The sequence below is a fragment of the Pseudomonas borbori genome, from assembly GCF_900115555.1.
GTDB lineage: Bacteria > Pseudomonadota > Gammaproteobacteria > Pseudomonadales > Pseudomonadaceae > Aquipseudomonas > Aquipseudomonas borbori.
In genome coordinates this window covers 69,300-85,707 of record NZ_FOWX01000012.1, presented here as the reverse complement: position 1 = coordinate 85,707, position 16,408 = coordinate 69,300, and the positions used below count along the sequence as shown (strand labels likewise).

The window sequence follows — 16,408 nt, the reverse complement described above, 5'->3', positions numbered from 1 at the left end:
CCCAGTCATGTCCAAGAAGATATTTGTTACCGACACCATCCTGCGCGACGCCCACCAGTCGCTGATCGCCACGCGCATGCGCACCGAGGACATGCTGCCGATCTGTCCCAAACTCGACCGGGTCGGCTACTGGTCGCTGGAAGTCTGGGGCGGCGCCACCTTCGACGCCTGCGTGCGCTTCCTCAAGGAAGACCCCTGGGAGCGTCTGCGTCAGCTCAAGGCGGCGCTGCCCAACACCCGCCTGCAGATGCTCCTGCGCGGGCAGAACCTGCTCGGCTACCGCCACTACAGCGACGACGTGGTGCGTGCCTTCGTCGCCAAGGCGGCGGTGAATGGCATCGACGTGTTCCGCATCTTCGACGCGATGAACGACGTGCGTAACCTGCGCGTGGCCATCGAGGCGGTCAAGGCCGCCGGCAAGCATGCCCAGGGCACCATCGCCTACACCACCAGCCCGGTGCATACGGTCGCGGCCTTCGTCGAACAAGCCAAGCAGATGGAAGCCATGGGCTGCGACTCGGTGGCGATCAAGGACATGGCCGGCCTGCTCACCCCCTATGCCACCGGCGAGCTGGTCAAGGCGCTGAAGGCCGAGCAGTCGCTGCCGGTCTTCATCCACTGCCACGATACCGCCGGCCAGGCCTCGATGTGCCAGATGAAGGCGATCGAGAACGGCGCCAGCCATATCGACACCGCCATCTCCAGCTTCGCCTGGGGCACCAGCCACGCCGGCACCGAATCGATGGTCGCGGCCCTGCGCGGCAGCGAATACGACACCGGCCTGGACCTGGAACTGCTGCAGGAAATCGGTCTGTACTTCTATGCGGTGCGCAAGAAGTACCACCAGTTCGAGAGCGAGTTCACCACCGTCGACACCCGCGTGCAGGTCAATCAGGTGCCGGGCGGGATGATGTCCAACCTGGCCAACCAACTCAAGGAACAGGGCGCCCTGCAGCGGATCGACGAGGTGTTCGCCGAGATTCCGCGGGTGCGTGCCGACCTCGGCTTCCCGCCGCTGGTCACGCCGACCTCGCAGATCGTCGGCACCCAGGCGGTGTTCAACGTGTTGGCCGGCGAGCGCTACAAGACCATCACCAACGAGGTCAAACTCTACCTGCAAGGCCGCTACGGCAAGGCGCCCGGCAAGATCGACGAGCAACTGCGCAAGCAGGCGATCGGCAGCGAGGAGGTGATCGAGGGGCGCCCGGCCGACCTGCTCAAGCCGGAAATGGCCAAGCTGCGCGAGGAAATCAGCCTGCTGGCCAAGTCCGAGGAAGACGTGTTGACCTACGCCATGTTCCCCGATATCGGGCGCAAGTTCCTCGAGGAGCGGGCCGCCGGCACCCTCAAGCCGGAAGTGCTGCTGCCGATTCCCGAAGCCGGTGCCGTGGCGTCGGCCGGGGGCGAGGGCGTACCGACCGAGTTCATCATCGACGTGCACGGCGAAAGCTACCGCGTCGACATCACCGGGGTCGGGGTGAAGACCGACGGCAAGCGCCACTTCTACCTGTCCCTCGACGGCATGCCGGAAGAGGTGGTGTTCGAGCCGCTTAATCAGTTCGTCGCCGCTGGCGGCAACAAGCGCAAGCAGGCCAGCGCAGCGGGCGACGTCAGCACCAGCATGCCGGGCAATATCGTCGAGGTGCTGGTGCAGGAAGGCGACGTGGTCAAGACCGGCCAGGCCGTGCTGATCACCGAGGCGATGAAGATGGAAACCGAAGTCCAGGCGCCCATCGCCGGTACCGTCAAGGTGGTGCATGTGGCCAAGGGCGACCGGGTCAACCCGGGCGAAGTGCTGATCGAAATAGAAGCTTAACCTCGGAGCTCCGGCTGGTTGAACAGGCATTCGATCAGGTTTGCCGGGGCTTCTTTTTTATTCCGCAGTCGGGCGCTGGCCCCCTGCTTTCCCCTGGGGAGCCGCGCGGCTCCCTATTTTTCCGGTTATGTCCCGCCTGCTGTGTCCTCGGCGCCTGCATGGGCAGCGGGGAGGCGGCAAAGCACCGGGATTCAGCACAACTCGGTGTCGGGACATGACCTTTTTATCCGCTGGGCGGGAATGCTGCCGGTGCTGTGGCGCCGGCAGATGATCGGAGGTAGGCGCGGTGGGGCTTGACCCGGTGGTACTGTTTTTTATCTTCGGCCTCTGCGCCGGCCTGCTGAAAAGCGAGCTGAAGCTGCCGCCGGCGCTCTATGAGACCCTGTCGATCATCCTGCTGCTGGCCATCGGTCTGCATGGCGGGGTGGAGCTGGCGGAGCAGGCCAGCCTGCAGCTGCTGGGCCAGGCGCTGCTGGTGCTCGGTTTGGGTGTGGTGCTGCCGGTGCTGGCCTTCGCCGTGCTGCGCGGCCTGGGCTTCGACCGGGTCAATGCGGCGGCAGTGGCGGCGCACTACGGCTCGGTGAGCGCCGGCACCTTCGCCGTGGTGGTGGCGTTCATGCTGGCCCGCGGCATCGAGTTCGAGAGTTACATGCCGCTGTTCGTGGCGATCCTGGAAATCCCGGCGATCCTGGTCGGCATCCTCCTGGCCAAGGGCCTGGCCCGCGACACCGACTGGCGCGAGCTGGGCCGGGAGATCTTCCTCGGCAAGAGCATCATGCTGCTGCTCGGCGGCCTGATCATCGGCGCGGTGGCCGGCAAGGAGGCGATCAAGCCGCTGGAGCCGCTGTACACCAGCATGTTCAAGCCGGTGCTGGCGTTCTTCCTGCTGGAGATGGGCCTGATCGCCTCCGGCCAGCTCGGCGCGCTCAGGCAGTTCGGCCTGCGCCTGCTCGGCTTCGCCCTGCTGATGCCGTTGCTCGGCGCGCTGATCGGCGCCTTGCTGGCGCGCCTGATGGGCCTGTCGCTGGGCGGCACCGCGGTGCTCGCGACCCTGGCGGCCAGTGCCTCCTACATCGCCGTGCCGGCAGCCATGCGCCTGGCCTTGCCCGCGGCCAATCCGTCACTGTCGCTGACCGCTTCGCTGGGGATCAGCTTCCCCTTCAATATCCTGCTCGGCATCCCGCTGTACCTGGCGCTGGCCGAACAACTGATCGCCTGGGGACTCTGAGATGAACGCACACAGCCGCACCCTGCTCACCGTGATCTGCGAAGCCGCGCTGGAGAAAAAACTGCTGGCCGATCTGGAAGCGCTCGGCGCGCCCGGCTGGACCCTCTCCGACGCCCGCGGCCGTGGCAGCCGCGGCGTACGCAGCGCCGGCTGGGACACCGAAGGCAATATCCGGGTGGAAATCATCTGCGCCCGGGACCTCGCCGAACGCCTCGCCACTCACCTGCAGGGCCAGTACTACGCCAACTTCGCCATGGTCTGCTATCTGGCCCAGGTGGAAGTGCTCAGGCCGGAGAAGTTCTGAAGGGCTTGCGAATAAAGCGCCGATTTTCCGGGTGCGCCAAGGCTTGTCCGGCTACGGGGGCTGCCGGTAGGCGACGGTTGGTACTTGGTGGTAGGGCAAATTAACTGTATTTATATACAGTATTTGTCGGAGTCGCCCCATGTCCGTTTCCCTGCCGCCACGCGGTCGCGCTAGCGCCAGCAACCCGCACAACCGCTTCGCCCCGACCCGCTCGGTGGCCGAGGACGACGGTTGGTTCCAGGACGAGACGCCGCCGTCGCGTGCCACCGAGGTGCGCAGCGAACTGGCGAAGACGGTGATCACCCGCAACAACTCGCCGGATGTCGGTTTCGACCGTTCGCTGAACCCCTATCGTGGCTGCGAGCACGGCTGCATCTATTGTTTCGCCCGGCCCAGCCACGCCTACTGGGACCTGTCGCCGGGCATCGATTTCGAAACCCGGCTGATCGCCAAGACCAACCTGGCCAGCCGTCTCGAGGAAGAACTGCAGAAGCCCGGCTATGTGCCGCAGCCGATTGCCCTGGGCATCAACACCGACGCCTACCAGCCGATCGAGCGCGAGCAGCGCCTGACCCGCCAGACCCTGGAGATTCTCCTGCGCTACAAGCACCCGGTGCACCTGATCACCAAGGGTTCGCTGATCCTGCGCGACCTCGATCTGCTCGGCGAGCTGGCCGGCCACAACCTGATCAGCGTGGCCTTCAGCCTGACCACCCTGGACGATGAGCTGAAACGCATCATGGAACCACGCGCCGCCTCGCCGGGGGCACGCTTGCGCGCCATGCGCACGCTGCACGAGGCCGGCGTGCCGGTCAGCGTGATCTGCGCGCCGATGATCCCGATGATCAACGACATGGAGCTGGAGCACCTGCTCGAGGCAGCCCGCGATGCCGGCGCGCGCTCGGCCGGCTATGTGCTACTGCGCCTGCCGCTGGAAATCGCCGAGCTGTTCGAGGACTGGCTGCAGGCGCATTTTCCCGAGCGCGCCGTGCATGTCATGAGCCTGATCCGCCAGTCCCGCGGCGGCAAGAACTACGACAGCCGCTTCGGCACTCGCATGTGCGGCGAAGGCCCGTTCGCCGAGCTGCTGGCCCAGCGCTTTCGCCTGGCCAGCCGCAAGCTCGGCCTGGACCACCGCGATACCCAGGGCCTGGACTGCTCGCAGTTCTGCCCGCCGGGGGCGCAGCTGAGTCTGCTTTGATGCGGCCCGGCCAGCCGAGTCGGCGCTCAAAGCGATTTGCGGACGACCAGAGGACAGTCCACCCGTTGGATCCCGGATACCTCCAGGGTCTCGATCAGGTGTTGCGCGGCGCGCTGGCCGATCTCGTAGTAGGGCAGCTGTACCGTGGTCAGCGGCGGCAGGAACAGCTCGGCGATGCCGATCATGTTGTCGTAGCCGAGCACCGCGACGTCAGTGGGGATCTTCAGGCCGCGGGCCAGCAGCACCTGGTAGGCGCAGAAGGCGATACGGTCGTTGCCGCAGATGAGGATGTCGAACTGTGGCCGGTCCTCGACGATGTGCCGCTCGAGGATGCCCGGCGTCTCGCCGTAGGCGTCATGGGCCGAGAGGTCGTACTGCAGCACATCCCCGGGCGCCAGGCCGAACTCGGCGAAGGCGCGCTGCATGCCTTTCTGGCGCAGTTGCCAGGCCAGGCTCTGGCTCGGCAGGTTGATGCACAGCGGGCGGCGATAACCCTGACTCAGGGCGTGTCGCACGGCGCGGTACTGGCCCGCCTCGTCATCCGGTATGTAGCTGACCAGGTTGCTGTCCTCGTCCAGACAGTTGGCGAGGATCAGCGGTTTGCTTTTCAGCCGTTCGGGAATACTCACCCGGCGCAGGCCCATGGCGCTGAAGATCAGGCCGTCGGGACGGTGCGAGAGCATCAGATCGATGCTCTGCTCGCTCGGCGGATCGCTCAGCAGGTTGAGTACGAACACGTTCCAGCCGGCCTGTTGCGCGGTTTGTTCGATGGACAGCAGCAGCTCCACGGCGAACGGCGTGGTCGCGGTGTCCAGGGCGAATACGCCAATGGTCCGGCTCTGCAGGTTGTCGCCGCGAATCTTGCGTGCCGACATGTTGGGCACGAATTGCAGTTCGTCGATGGCGCTGCGTACCCGTTGATAGGTCTCGGGGCTGAGCTTTTCCGGACTGTTGAGCGCCCGCGAGACCGTCATCAGGGACACGCCGGCCAGTCGTGCAACGTCTTTCACAGAAGTCATGCGATGCACCCAGGCGGTGTGAGGCGTGAATCATGCCACAGTGCCGCCGCCTGCCGCGATGGCAGCGGCGTTGCTGGTCTGCGGGCCATGTCCGCTGTTGCGTTCAGGTATCGGCGCTTAAGTGGAGGGGCTGACTTCGTAGGGTGCGCCACGCGCACCAGCCTCGGCGCAGATTTCTGGTGCGCACGGCGCACCCTACCCATTGCGGCCTCTGCAAGCAGTGCCAGCAGCCTATCAGACCCAGCCGCTGGACAGCTGCCAGGCCTGGTGCACCGCCACCCGCCCGCCGCTGCTGCCGAATAGCGCCAGCCCGAGACTGTCCGGTTGCGGGTAGATGCGGCTGCTGAGGCTGAAGCTGCCGTCTGCGGCGAACACCTCGATGGAAGAGCGGTCGAGGAACACCCGCAGCAGCAGGGGTTCCCGGACGGGCGCCAGTGCCACGCTGCGCTGGCCGCTGACTCCCGCGCCCGAGCGGCTGCGGTCGAGTACCAGGCGCTGCAGGTGGGCGTCGTAGTAGAGCAGGGTCTGCTCCTGGCCATCGGCGCTACAGCGCAGGGCGATGCCCAGGCGGCCGTCGCGGCAGCCTGCCACATCCAGTTGCAACTCGATTTCCAGCCTATCGCCGCTCAATCCGGCAAGCGGCTGGCTGCCCGATCCGTCCCAGCAGAGCGCGTCGTCCACCAGCAAGGGTGCTCGGCGCAACGCAGTGAGTTCGCGCGCGGGGTAGCTGTGCAGGCGGCCCTCGTGCAGCTGCAGTTCCCGCGGCAAGCCGAGCATGCCGCACCAGTGTTGGGCCTTGCTCGGCATCGGGCTTTCCCACATGTCCAGCCAGGCCCAGAGCAGGCGTCGGCCATCGGCGGCCAGCAGGGTTTGCGCGGCGTAGAAATCGTGACCGTTATCCAGTTCGATAAAGGGCCCGCCAGTGAAGCGCCAGTCGCTGTCGAGGCGGCCGACCCGGTAGCCGGTGTGGAACCTGTTCAGCCGCTCGAAACCATCCGGCTGCATGCCCTGGGGGGAATACAGCAGCACGTCCTGGCCGTCCAGACGGAACAGGTCCGGGCATTCCCACATATAGCCGTCGCCCTCGCCGCCGCGGCTGGCATAGGCGAGGAACTCCCAGGTGCGCAGGTCGCTGGAGCGGTACAACGGCAGCAACGGCACGTCGCCCAGGCGCGCGCCGGCGATCAGGTACCAGTGCTCGCCGTCGCGCCAGACCTTGGGGTCGCGAAAATGCATGATCGCGGCATCCGGCGCGGTCTCGATAACCGCCCCGTGCTTGACGAAATGCACGCCGTCGTCACTGCTGGCCAGGCACTGGACCTGGCGGATGCTGCGCTCGTCACCCACCTCACCGAGCCAGGTATGCCCGGTGTAGAGCAGCGCCAAGCTGTCGCCGCAGACCACCGCGCTGCCGGAAAAGCAGCCATGGCGGTCGAATTCGTCACCCGGCTGCAGGGCGATGGGCAGGTGCTGCCAATGCACCAGGTCGCGGCTTTTGGCGTGCCCCCAGTACATCGGCCCCCAGCTCGTATCGAATGGGTGGTGTTGATAGAAAACATGGTATTCGCCGCGGAAATACACCACGCCGTTGGGGTCGTTCATCCAGCCGGTTGGGGGGGCGATATGGTAGCCGGGCCGAAAATCGGGCGTGAGGGGGGCGCTGCCCTCGCTCAGCGTTCGCTGGGCGAGGTCGGGAAAAACAGGCATGGAATCGCTCGCAGAAGTGTTGAAAAGGGTTATGCGCAGCCTTGGCGTAACGCGCTGGCTGGATTGCTAGCGGTTGCCGCGGCTTGGCGCGGCAGGCAATTGCCGTCGGCATCGAACAGGTGCAGGCCGGCGAATTCCGGGCGCAGTTCGGCGCGGTCGCCGTGACGCCATTCGGCAGTCGCCGCGCAGCGGCAGATCAGCGGTTCGTCCTGGTCGACATCGAGGTGCACATAGGTTTCGCAGCCCAGGTACTCGACGCCGACCACGCGCAAACCGGCGTCGCCCGATGCCTTCTGCAGGCTCAGGTGCTCGGGGCGGATACCCAGGGTCAGCGGACTGCCGGCCGCCAGCGCGCGGCTGTCGAACGGCAAGGCCGCCAGCTGGCCGAGGGCCGGCGTGCTGATCGCACTGTGCAAGCCCGGCGCGAGCAGCTGCGCCGGCAGGAAGTTCATTCGCGGCGAGCCGAGAAAGCCGGCGACGAAGCGGCTCACCGGCCGCTCGTAGAGTTCGCGCGGCGAGCCGACCTGCTCGATGCGCCCGGCATTGAGCACGACTATCTTGTCGGCCAGGGTCATCGCCTCGACCTGGTCGTGGGTCACGTAGATCATGGTGGTGCCCAGGCTGGCGTGGAGCCGGGCGATCTCGTTGCGCATCTGCACGCGCAGGGAGGCGTCGAGGTTGGACAGCGGCTCGTCGAACAGCAGGATGTCCGGCTCGCGGGCCATCGCCCGGCCCATGGCCACGCGCTGGCGCTGGCCGCCGGAGAGCTCTTTCGGCTTGCGCTGCAATAGCTTGTCCAGTTGCAGTACGCGCGCGGTTTCCAGTACCCGCTCGCGCAGGCTGCGCTTGTCGGTCTTGGCCAGTTTGAGGCCGAAACCGATGTTGTCATAGACGCTCATGTGCGGGTACAGCGCATAGGACTGGAACACCATGCCGACCCCGCGCTCGCGCGGCTCCAGGTCGTTGACCCGGCGCCCGTCGATCAGCAGGTCGCCGGCGCAGATCGACTCCAGCCCGGCGATCAGCCGCAGCAGGGTCGACTTGCCGCAGCCCGAGGGGCCGACGAACACCACGAATTCGCCGCTGGCGATCTCCAGGCTGATGTCGCGCAGGATGCGCAGGCCGCCCAGTTGCTTGTTCACGTTGTCGAGTTGCAACTTGCTCATGCTGTGATTCCTTATTCTTGTGGGGTCAGCCCTTGAGCGCGCCGGTGGTGAGGCCGGAGACGATGCGCCGCTGGAACACCAGCACCAGCAGCACCAGGGGCACTGTGACTATTACCGAGGCGGCCATCAGCAGGCCCCAGGGCAGCTCGTGCTGGCTGCCGCCGGAAATCAGCGCGATCGCCACCGGCACCGTGCGTTCCTGGTCGGTCAGGGTGAAGGTCAGGGCGAAGAGGAACTCGTTCCAGGCGGCGATAAACGCCAGCAGGCCGGTGGTCACCAGCGCCGGCCAGAGCAGCGGCAGCAGCACCCGGGTCAGCGCCACCCAGGGCGAGGCGCCGTCCATGATCGCCGCCTCTTCCAGTTCGCCGGGCAGTTGCCCGATAAAGGTGGTCAGCACCCAGACGGTGAACGGCAGGGTGAAGATGGTGTAGCTGAGGATCAGCGCCCAGGCGCTGTTGTACAGGCCGAGGGCGCGGATCACCTCGAACAGCCCGGAAAGCACCGCGACCTGGGGAAACATCGACACCCCCAGCACCAGCAGCAGTACAGTCCCGCGGCCGCGGAACTTGACCCTGCCCAGGGCGTAGGCGGCGGTCAGGCTGAGGAACAGCGCCAGCGCCACCACGCAGATGGCGACGAATACCGAGTTGCCGATGGCCTGCAGGAACGACGCCTGCTGCAACACCGCGGTGTAGTTAGAGAAGTCCGGCTTATCGAGCCAGTAGCTCACCTGGAACAGGGCGCTGGACGGTTTCAGCGAGGTCAGCACCGCGTAGTAGAAGGGGAATACCGCGTACAGCAGCAGGATGCCAATGGCGACGCAGAAGCCCAGGCGCAGCAGTGTTTTTTTCAGTAAGCGCAGGCTCATCAGCGCACCTCCATCTGACGGCGGCCGAGGTAGAGATAAAGCACGGCGATCACCGCCACTATCAGGAACAGCAGGGTCGAGGCGGCGCTGCCGTAGCCGACGTCCTGGAATTCCACCAGTTGCTGGCGGGCGTAGATCGACATGCTCATGGTCGATGAGGAGTTCGAGGTCAGCACATAGATGACGTCGAACACCCGCAACGAGTCGAGGATGCGGAAGATCGCCGCTACCAGCAGCGCCGGCATCAACAACGGCAGGGTGACCCGCCAGAACACCTTGAGCGGGTGCACGCCGTCGACCCGGGCGGCCTCGTAGCAATCGCCCGGCAGCATCTGCAAGGCGGCCAGCATCAGCAGTGCAACGAAGGGCACGGTCTTCCACACATCGACCATGATCACCGCCCACATCGACAGGCTGGCGTCGGCGGTCCAGGCCAGGGGCGCGTCGATCAGGCCGAGGCCGAGCATCAGGTGATTGATGATGCCGAACTGGTCGTTGAGCATCCAGGCCCAGATCTTCGCCGAGACGATGGTGGGAATTGCCCAGGGGATCAGGATCATGGCGCGCACCAGCGCCCGGCCGGTGAAGCGGACGTTGAGCAACAGGGCCACCGCCAGGCCGATGCAGATCTCAAGGCTCACCGACACCGCGGTGAAGTGCAGGGTGTTGCGCACGGCCTGCCACCACAGCGGGTCGACCAGGATGCCCGACCAGCCATCGCCATCAATGGCCAGGTAGTTGCTCAGGCCGATGAAGGCCCCGGCCCCGGCGTCGCTAAGGCTGGTATCGGTCAGGCTGAACCAGAAGGTGCGCAGCAACGGCCAGCCGGCCACCAGCAACAGGCACAGCAGCATCGGCGTCAGAAACAGCCAGGCGGCGCGGATGCGCCGGCGCTGCACGGGCGTTTCCTTAATGGGTAGGGGCTCGTCGTAGAACGGCTGGGCCCGGGAGATAGAGGTCGTCATGGCAGTTCCTTGGCGGTTACCAGTTGCGGCGCTTGATGCGCTTGAGATCGCTGCCCAGCTCGGTCACCGCCTGATCGACGGGGGCCTCGCCGGAGAGTACGCCGTGCACGCGGTCGAACAGGGCATTGGATACCCGTGGGTAGCGGTCGGCGGTGATTGCCGCGGGGCGCATCACGCCTGCATCGAGAATGGTGCGCAGTTGGCTGTAATAGGGCATCGCCGCGAGCAGCTCGGGGTCTTCGTAGAGCGATTCGATCACCGGGTTGTAGGCGCCGACCAGGGCACGGCGCTTCTGCTGCTGGGCGCTGGTCAGGTAGGCCACCAGTTCGCCGGCGAGCTTGGGCTCGGCGCTGTAGCGCGACACCGACAAGCCCCAGCCGCCGAGGGTCGAGGCATGGCTGCCGTTCTCGCCGCCCTTGGGCAGCGGGGCGATGCCGACCTGGCCCTTGATCGCGCTCTCCGGGCTCTGCACCAGGGCCCAGGCATAGGGCCAGTTGCGCATGAACAGCGCATTGCTGGACTGGAACACGCCGCGGCCTTCTTCTTCGGTGTAGTTGAGCACGCCGCGCGGGGAGATATCGCCGACCCAGCTCTTGGCCAGGGTCAGGGCGGTGCGCGTGGCCGGGCTGTCGACCTGGATATTGCCCTGGGCATCGATCAAGCCGCCGCCGGGCTGGCTGCCGATCCACTCCAGGGCGTTGCAGGTCAGGCCCTCGTAGGCGCGGCCCTGGAACACATAGCCCCACAGATTGGCGTTGCCGGCCTCGCGCTCGGCCTGCTGGATGCTGCGTGCGGTGGTGGTGAGTTCGTCCCAGGTTTGCGGCACCGGCTTGCCGTGTTTTTCCAGCAGATCCTTGCGGTAGTAGAGCAGGCCCGAGTCGGTGAACCAGGGCATGCTCACCAGCCGGCCGTCGACGGTGGCGTTGTCCAGCTGCGCCTGGAAATAGCCCTGGGTGGCGTTGGCTGGCAGTACTTCATGCAGGTCGAGCAGGTGATTGGCGAGCATGCCGGGCCAGACCACGTCGATCTGGATGATGTCGATGTCGGCCGATTGGGCGCTGAGAATCTGCTGATAGAAGGACAAGCGCTCGGTCGCCGAATTGGGCGTCGACACCACCTCGACGCTGTGCCCGGTCTGTTTCGACCAGGCTTCGACGGCTTCCTTGCACAGCTGCAATTCGGCGCCCACGGCGCCGCAGGAAATGGTCAGGTTGGCCGCGTTGGCGAGTGCAGGCAGGCCGCTGCAGAGCATCAGCAGAGCCGCGGGAAGAGCCGCTTTCAGTCGTTGCATAAGAACCTCAGGAATTTTTATTTTTGTTGAAGATAACGTTAACATCGCTAATATAGCAGCACATCCGCGGATGTACACCTCCAATTTTCCCGGTATCCGGCCATTCCCCGAGCACCGGATCAGGGGCGGATTGGAATACAGAATAAAAACAAATAGAGGTAGACCCATGCAGCACGCAGCACGATATCTACTGGCCGGCCTGCTCAGCAGTTCGGCAACGGTCTCGGCCCTGGCCGCCAGCCCCATGACCCTGGAAGAGCGTATGCTCGCGCTGGAAGCCAGAGCCAGCGCCGCTGAAATGCGTGCGTCCGCTGCCGAACAACAAGCCCAGGCCATCGCCCTTGAGCTGCAGCGGCTCAAGGGCGGCAGCCCCGATCTTTCCGCCTCGGCGCAGGCAACGGCGCCCGTTCTGGATGCTCGCCTGGCAAAAGTCGAAGCCCGCCAGGAGGCCCTGGAAAAGCTCGGCCGTAGCGAGACCCAGAACCCCAGCAAGCTGACCAACGGCTTCAGCTTCAACGGCTATGCCCGCTCCGGACTGCTGGTCGGCGAAGGGCTGAGCGGCGGACGTGGCGGCCCCTATGTTACGCCGGCCGGTTCGGTTGGCGGCGCCGTTGGGCGGCTCGGCAACGAAGACGATACCTATATGCGTATCGACCTGTCGAAAGAGCTGCATGCCGAGAACGGCACCCGCTCCAAAGTCACAGTGTCGATTGCCGACGGGGTGGAAACCTCCAACGACTGGACGGCCGCAGAAAGCAGCCTGAACGTGCGCCAGGTGTATGCCGCCCTCGACCATATCGCCGCCTTCAAGGGCAACCCCATGCTGGAAAATGCCAGCCTGTGGGCGGGCAAGCGCTACGACCGGGATACCTTCGACATCCATTGGCTGGACTCGGATGTGGTCTATCTGGCCGGTACCGGCGGCGGCATCTACGACCTGCAGCTCGGCGACAACTGGCGTTCCAACTTCTCCCTGATGGGCCGCGATTACGGCGACTTCAGCGCCACTGGCGGTGACGGTGACGTGGAAAGCTACATCCTCACGTCCAACCAGTTCTTCGCCGACGGCCGCTGGCAGTGGATGCTCAATGCCATAGGCGCGAACAAGAACGATACCCGCAGCAACGCTGCCGGGCTGACCCCCGCCGACTCCGGCGTGCAGAGTATGCTGGCCCATCACCAGAAGGGCTTCTTCGGCCGCGAGGGCTTCTTCAAGACGGCGCTGCTGTATGGCCAGGGCCTCGGTGCAGAGGTCAAGAACCTGGGCTCGGATGGAGAGCTGCTCGACGACGCCAAGGCCTTGCGCCTGGCGCTCTATGGCCAGACACCGCTGGCCCGTGGCTGGCGGATCGCCCCCAGCCTGCTCGCCGAGCAAAGCCAGGACCGCTACGTCGGCGGCGACGATTACCGCTGGATGACCCTCAATCTGCGCCTGGCCAAGGAAGTCAGCAGCAACTTCGAGATGGTCTATGAAATGAGCTGGCAAACCATGGACCTCGACCCCAAAGGTTATCAGCAGCGCAATGCGGTCGATGGCAGCTTCTGGAAACTGACCGTGGCGCCGACGTTCAAGCCCGACATGGGCGGCTTCTTCACCCGCCCCGAGCTGCGGGTGTTCGCCAGCCTGATGGACTGGTCGGCGGATCTGGATAACTACAGCGACTCAGACGCCTTCGGCGAGGATGGCTTCCAGGCCGGTGGTCTCTGGCAGTTCGGCGTGCAGATGGAAACCTGGTTCTAACACCCACGCCCGTGGCGCCACGGACGGCGGAAAAGCCCCAGGCGCTACGCCCTGGCCGAACGCAGCAGTTTTCCAGTGGTCATGTGCTCGTTAACTGTTGCATGCATGGGTAGGGTGCGCCGTGCGCACCAGTGCAGGTCTGGGGCCGGGCGCACGCGGGTAGGTTGGCGCTGAGCGCAGCGAAGCCCAACAGGCAGTGGCATGTCTCGTTGGGCTTCGTCGCTTTGCTCCTCAGACTACGCTCCCGACCCAACGGCTGATCGCCTTGCAACACGCAATGGGGACGTAGCCTTTTCAATTATCTATCGATGTGGAGACATCCCATGTACTTGGTCTGTGGCGAAGCCCTGTTCGATTTCTTCAGCCTGGGACCCGGCGCGCGCAGCAGCGAGCTGGCGTTCAAGGCGCTGGCCGGCGGCTCGCCGTTCAACGTGGCGGTCGGTTTGCGCCGCCTCGGCAGCGAGGCGGCGCTGTTCACCGGCATATCCGGCGACTACCTCGGCGCCCGCCTGCGCCTAGTGCTGGCCGAGGAGGGGGTGTGCGGCGATTACCTGATCGCCAGCGTCGCACCGACCACCCTGGCCATGGTCGGAGTGGATGCCCAGGGTTCGCCGCAGTATTCGTTCCGCGGCGAGGGCTGCGCCGACCGCCAGCTGCGCCGCGAGCACCTGCCGCAGCTGAGCGAGCGGGTGCGCGGCCTGCATGTCGGCTCCTATTCGCTGGTGGTCACCCCGGTCGCCGACACCCTGTTCGAGCTGGTCGGCCGCGAATCCGAGCGGCGCCTGATCAGCCTCGACCCCAATGTGCGGCTCAACGTCGAGCCGGATATCGCCCTGTGGCGCCGGCGTATCGAGGCCTTCGCCGCCTACGCCCACCTGATCAAGGTCAGTGAGGAGGACCTGAGCCTGCTCTACCCCGACCAAGACCCGCAGGCCGTGGCCCAGCGTTGGCTCGGCCAGCGTTGCCAGCTGGTGTGCCTGACCCACGGCGGCGCTGGCGCCAGCGTACACAGCCGCGCCCATGGCCACTGGTCGGTGCCGGCCGTTGCGGTGCAGACCCGCGACACGGTCGGTGCCGGCGATACCTTTCAGGCCGCCTTGCTTGCCTACCTGTCCCGCCATGGCCTGGACAGCCCGTCGGGGCTGGCCGGGATATCCCGCGAACAGCTCGACGCCATGCTCGGGCTGGCGGTCGGGGCCGCGGCGCTGACCTGTTCGCGGGTCGGCCCGGACCTGCCGCACTGGCACGAACTCGAAGCGTTTTGATCGACCTGCCCCCCTCGCCCCCCAGGAGCCGATATGCCGCACTCTGCCTCATCCATTGATGTCACCCGCCTGGCCAGTTGGCAGGCCCTCGCCGCGCACCGCGAACAGCTCGACGATTTCAGCCTGCGCCAGGTCTTCGCCGCGGATCCCCAGCGCTTCGCCACGTTCTCGCTGAACGACTGCGGTCTGTTTCTCGACTACTCGAAGAACCTGATCGACACCCGCACCCGCGAACTGCTGGTCGGCCTGGCCGAGGAGGCTGGACTGCAGCCGGCGATCCGCGATCTGTTCGACGGCGCCCTGGTCAATGGCTCGGAACAGCGTCCGGCCCTGCACACCGCCTTGCGCCGGCCGATCGGCGACCGGGTATTGGTCGACGGGGTCGACGTGATGCCCGAGGTGCAGCGCGTGCTCAAGCGCATGAGCGAACTGGTCGGCCGGGTGCACAACGGCCTGTGGCGTGGCTACACGGAAAAGCCGATCACCGATGTGGTGAATATCGGCATCGGCGGCTCCTTCCTCGGCCCGCAACTGGTCTCTGAGGCCTTGCTGCCGTTCGCCCAGCGCGGGGTGCGCTGCCATTACCTGGCCAATATCGACGGCAGCTCGTTCCATGAACTGGCCGCCAAGCTGCACGCCGAAACCACCCTGTTCATCGTCTCGTCGAAGACCTTCAACACCCTGGAAACCCTGAAGAACGCGCAGGCCGCGCGCAGCTGGTACCTGGCCCAGGGCGGCAGCGAGACCGAGTTGCACCGGCACTTCATGGCCGTATCCAGCAACCGTGAGGCGGCCATGGCCTTCGGTATCCGCGAGGAGAACATCCTGCCGATGTGGGACTGGGTCGGCGGGCGCTACTCGCTGTGGTCGGCCATCGGCCTGCCGATCGCCCTGTCGATCGGCATCTCCAATTTCAAGGAACTGCTGGCCGGTGCCTACCGCATGGACCAGCACTTCCAGAGCGCGCCCTTCGAACGCAACATGCCGGTGCTGCTGGCCCTGCTGGGCATCTGGTACGGCAATTTCTGGGGCGCGCAGAGCCACGCGATCCTGCCGTACGACCATTACCTGAGAAACATCACCAAGCATTTGCAGCAGCTGGACATGGAATCCAACGGCAAGCGCGTGCGCCAGGACGGCAGCCCGGTGACCACGGCCAGCGGCCCGGTGATCTGGGGCGGTGTCGGCTGCAACGGCCAGCACGCCTATCACCAGCTGCTGCACCAGGGCACCGCGCTGATCCCGGCGGACTTCATCGTGCCGGTGAGCAGCTACAACCCGGTCGCCGACCACCACCAGTGGCTGTTCGCCAACTGCCTGTCGCAGAGCCAGGCATTGATGCTCGGCAAATCCCGCGCCGAAGCCGAAGCCGAGCTGCGTGCCCAGGGCGTCGACGACGACCAGGTGCAGCGCCTGGCGCCGCACAAGGTGATCCCCGGCAATCGGCCGAGCAACACCCTGGTGCTCGAGCGGGTCAGCCCGGGACGCCTGGGCGCCCTGATCGCCCTGTACGAGCACAAGGTGTTCGCCCAGAGCGCGATCTGGGGCACCAACGCCTTCGACCAGTGGGGCGTGGAACTGGGCAAGCAGCTCGGTCAGGGTGTCTATGCGCGCCTGGTCGGCAGTGCGAAAGACGCTGCCGAGGACGGCTCTACCCAGGGTCTGGTCGAGTTCTTCCGCGGCCGTCATCGCGGCTGATCGGGCAGCGCCGGGGCCGCGGCACAGCGCATCCTGCCAATGCTCAGCCCGACCGGTTCAGCCGCTCGACAGGGGCGGCTGCGCGCATCGAGGCCTCACAGAAGCCGTCGGTTTCCCGCAACAAGAACGATCAGGAGCA

The 16,408-nt window shown here is 65.8% G+C and carries 13 protein-coding genes; 7 read left to right on the top strand and 6 right to left on the bottom strand.

Features of this window, described 5'->3' with window-relative positions:
- Window positions 1–7 precede the first annotated feature (7 nt).
- The 4 genes from oadA (at window position 8) to BM315_RS11080 (ending at window position 4,549) form a co-directional block, all read left to right on the top strand.
- Window positions 8–1,816: a sodium-extruding oxaloacetate decarboxylase subunit alpha gene (gene oadA, locus BM315_RS11095; RefSeq protein ID WP_090500850.1), complete on the top strand. Its 1,809-nt coding sequence runs from the start codon at window positions 8–10 to the stop codon at window positions 1,814–1,816.
- 286 nt (window positions 1,817–2,102) lie between these two features.
- Window positions 2,103–3,044, top strand: coding sequence for a sodium-dependent bicarbonate transport family permease (locus BM315_RS11090; RefSeq protein WP_090500848.1), 942 nt, complete (start codon window positions 2,103–2,105; stop codon window positions 3,042–3,044).
- Between the two features lies 1 nt (window position 3,045).
- Window positions 3,046–3,348, top strand: a complete 303-nt coding sequence (locus tag BM315_RS11085; RefSeq protein WP_090500846.1) for a P-II family nitrogen regulator — start codon at window positions 3,046–3,048, stop codon at window positions 3,346–3,348.
- 139 nt (window positions 3,349–3,487) lie between these two features.
- Window positions 3,488–4,549 (top strand): PA0069 family radical SAM protein, encoded by a 1,062-nt coding sequence (locus BM315_RS11080; protein WP_090500844.1) that lies wholly within the window; start codon window positions 3,488–3,490, stop codon window positions 4,547–4,549.
- A 26-nt stretch (window positions 4,550–4,575) separates the two neighbouring features.
- Here BM315_RS11080 and BM315_RS11075 read toward each other — a convergent pair whose 3' ends face one another.
- The 6 genes from BM315_RS11075 to BM315_RS11050 all read right to left on the bottom strand — a co-directional run bounded on the left by BM315_RS11075 (window position 4,576) and on the right by BM315_RS11050 (window position 11,565).
- Window positions 4,576–5,568 (bottom strand): LacI family DNA-binding transcriptional regulator, encoded by a 993-nt coding sequence (locus tag BM315_RS11075; RefSeq protein ID WP_090500842.1) that lies wholly within the window; start codon window positions 5,566–5,568, stop codon window positions 4,576–4,578.
- A gap of 234 nt (window positions 5,569–5,802) precedes the next feature.
- Window positions 5,803–7,275 carry a glycoside hydrolase family 32 protein gene (locus BM315_RS11070; protein ID WP_090500840.1) on the bottom strand — a complete coding sequence of 491 codons (1,473 nt, stop codon included), beginning with the start codon at window positions 7,273–7,275 and terminating at the stop codon, window positions 5,803–5,805.
- Window positions 7,276–7,304: 29 nt separating this feature from the next.
- Window positions 7,305–8,441: an ABC transporter ATP-binding protein gene (locus BM315_RS11065; RefSeq protein WP_090500838.1), complete on the bottom strand. Its 1,137-nt coding sequence runs from the start codon at window positions 8,439–8,441 to the stop codon at window positions 7,305–7,307.
- Window positions 8,442–8,466: 25 nt separating this feature from the next.
- Window positions 8,467–9,309 carry a carbohydrate ABC transporter permease gene (locus tag BM315_RS11060; RefSeq protein WP_090500836.1) on the bottom strand — a complete coding sequence of 281 codons (843 nt, stop codon included), beginning with the start codon at window positions 9,307–9,309 and terminating at the stop codon, window positions 8,467–8,469.
- Window positions 9,309–10,274, bottom strand: a complete 966-nt coding sequence (locus BM315_RS11055; protein WP_090500834.1) for a carbohydrate ABC transporter permease — start codon at window positions 10,272–10,274, stop codon at window positions 9,309–9,311. The genes BM315_RS11060 and BM315_RS11055 overlap by 1 nt, the downstream gene beginning before the upstream one ends.
- 16 nt (window positions 10,275–10,290) lie before the next feature.
- The gene (locus tag BM315_RS11050; protein WP_090500832.1) at window positions 10,291–11,565 is read right to left on the bottom strand and encodes an ABC transporter substrate-binding protein; all 1,275 of its coding nucleotides are present in this window, start codon (window positions 11,563–11,565) and stop codon (window positions 10,291–10,293) included.
- Between the two features lie 166 nt (window positions 11,566–11,731).
- On the opposite strand from BM315_RS11050, the gene BM315_RS11045 reads away from it, so the two are divergent.
- The 3 genes from BM315_RS11045 (at window position 11,732) to pgi (ending at window position 16,269) form a co-directional block, all read left to right on the top strand.
- Window positions 11,732–13,306, top strand: coding sequence for a carbohydrate porin (locus tag BM315_RS11045; protein WP_090500830.1), 1,575 nt, complete (start codon window positions 11,732–11,734; stop codon window positions 13,304–13,306).
- Between the two features lie 323 nt (window positions 13,307–13,629).
- On the top strand, window positions 13,630–14,571 hold the full coding sequence (locus tag BM315_RS11040) for a carbohydrate kinase family protein (RefSeq protein WP_090500828.1): 942 nt from the start codon (window positions 13,630–13,632) through the stop codon (window positions 14,569–14,571).
- A 33-nt stretch (window positions 14,572–14,604) separates the two neighbouring features.
- Window positions 14,605–16,269: a glucose-6-phosphate isomerase gene (gene pgi / locus BM315_RS11035; protein WP_090500826.1), complete on the top strand. Its 1,665-nt coding sequence runs from the start codon at window positions 14,605–14,607 to the stop codon at window positions 16,267–16,269.
- Window positions 16,270–16,408 lie beyond the last annotated feature (139 nt).

Coding starts and splice junctions, on each gene's coding strand:
- oadA (WP_090500850.1), top strand. CDS start 8: ATGTCCAAGAAGATATTTGTTACCGACACCATCCTGCGCGACGCCCAC.
- BM315_RS11085 (WP_090500846.1), top strand. CDS start 3,046: ATGAACGCACACAGCCGCACCCTGCTCACCGTGATCTGCGAAGCCGCG.
- BM315_RS11080 (WP_090500844.1), top strand. CDS start 3,488: ATGTCCGTTTCCCTGCCGCCACGCGGTCGCGCTAGCGCCAGCAACCCG.
- BM315_RS11075 (WP_090500842.1), bottom strand. CDS start 5,568: ATGACTTCTGTGAAAGACGTTGCACGACTGGCCGGCGTGTCCCTGATG.
- BM315_RS11070 (WP_090500840.1), bottom strand. CDS start 7,275: ATGCCTGTTTTTCCCGACCTCGCCCAGCGAACGCTGAGCGAGGGCAGC.
- BM315_RS11065 (WP_090500838.1), bottom strand. CDS start 8,441: ATGAGCAAGTTGCAACTCGACAACGTGAACAAGCAACTGGGCGGCCTG.
- BM315_RS11060 (WP_090500836.1), bottom strand. CDS start 9,309: ATGAGCCTGCGCTTACTGAAAAAAACACTGCTGCGCCTGGGCTTCTGC.
- BM315_RS11055 (WP_090500834.1), bottom strand. CDS start 10,274: ATGACGACCTCTATCTCCCGGGCCCAGCCGTTCTACGACGAGCCCCTA.
- BM315_RS11050 (WP_090500832.1), bottom strand. CDS start 11,565: ATGCAACGACTGAAAGCGGCTCTTCCCGCGGCTCTGCTGATGCTCTGC.
- BM315_RS11045 (WP_090500830.1), top strand. CDS start 11,732: ATGCAGCACGCAGCACGATATCTACTGGCCGGCCTGCTCAGCAGTTCG.
- BM315_RS11040 (WP_090500828.1), top strand. CDS start 13,630: ATGTACTTGGTCTGTGGCGAAGCCCTGTTCGATTTCTTCAGCCTGGGA.
- pgi (WP_090500826.1), top strand. CDS start 14,605: ATGCCGCACTCTGCCTCATCCATTGATGTCACCCGCCTGGCCAGTTGG.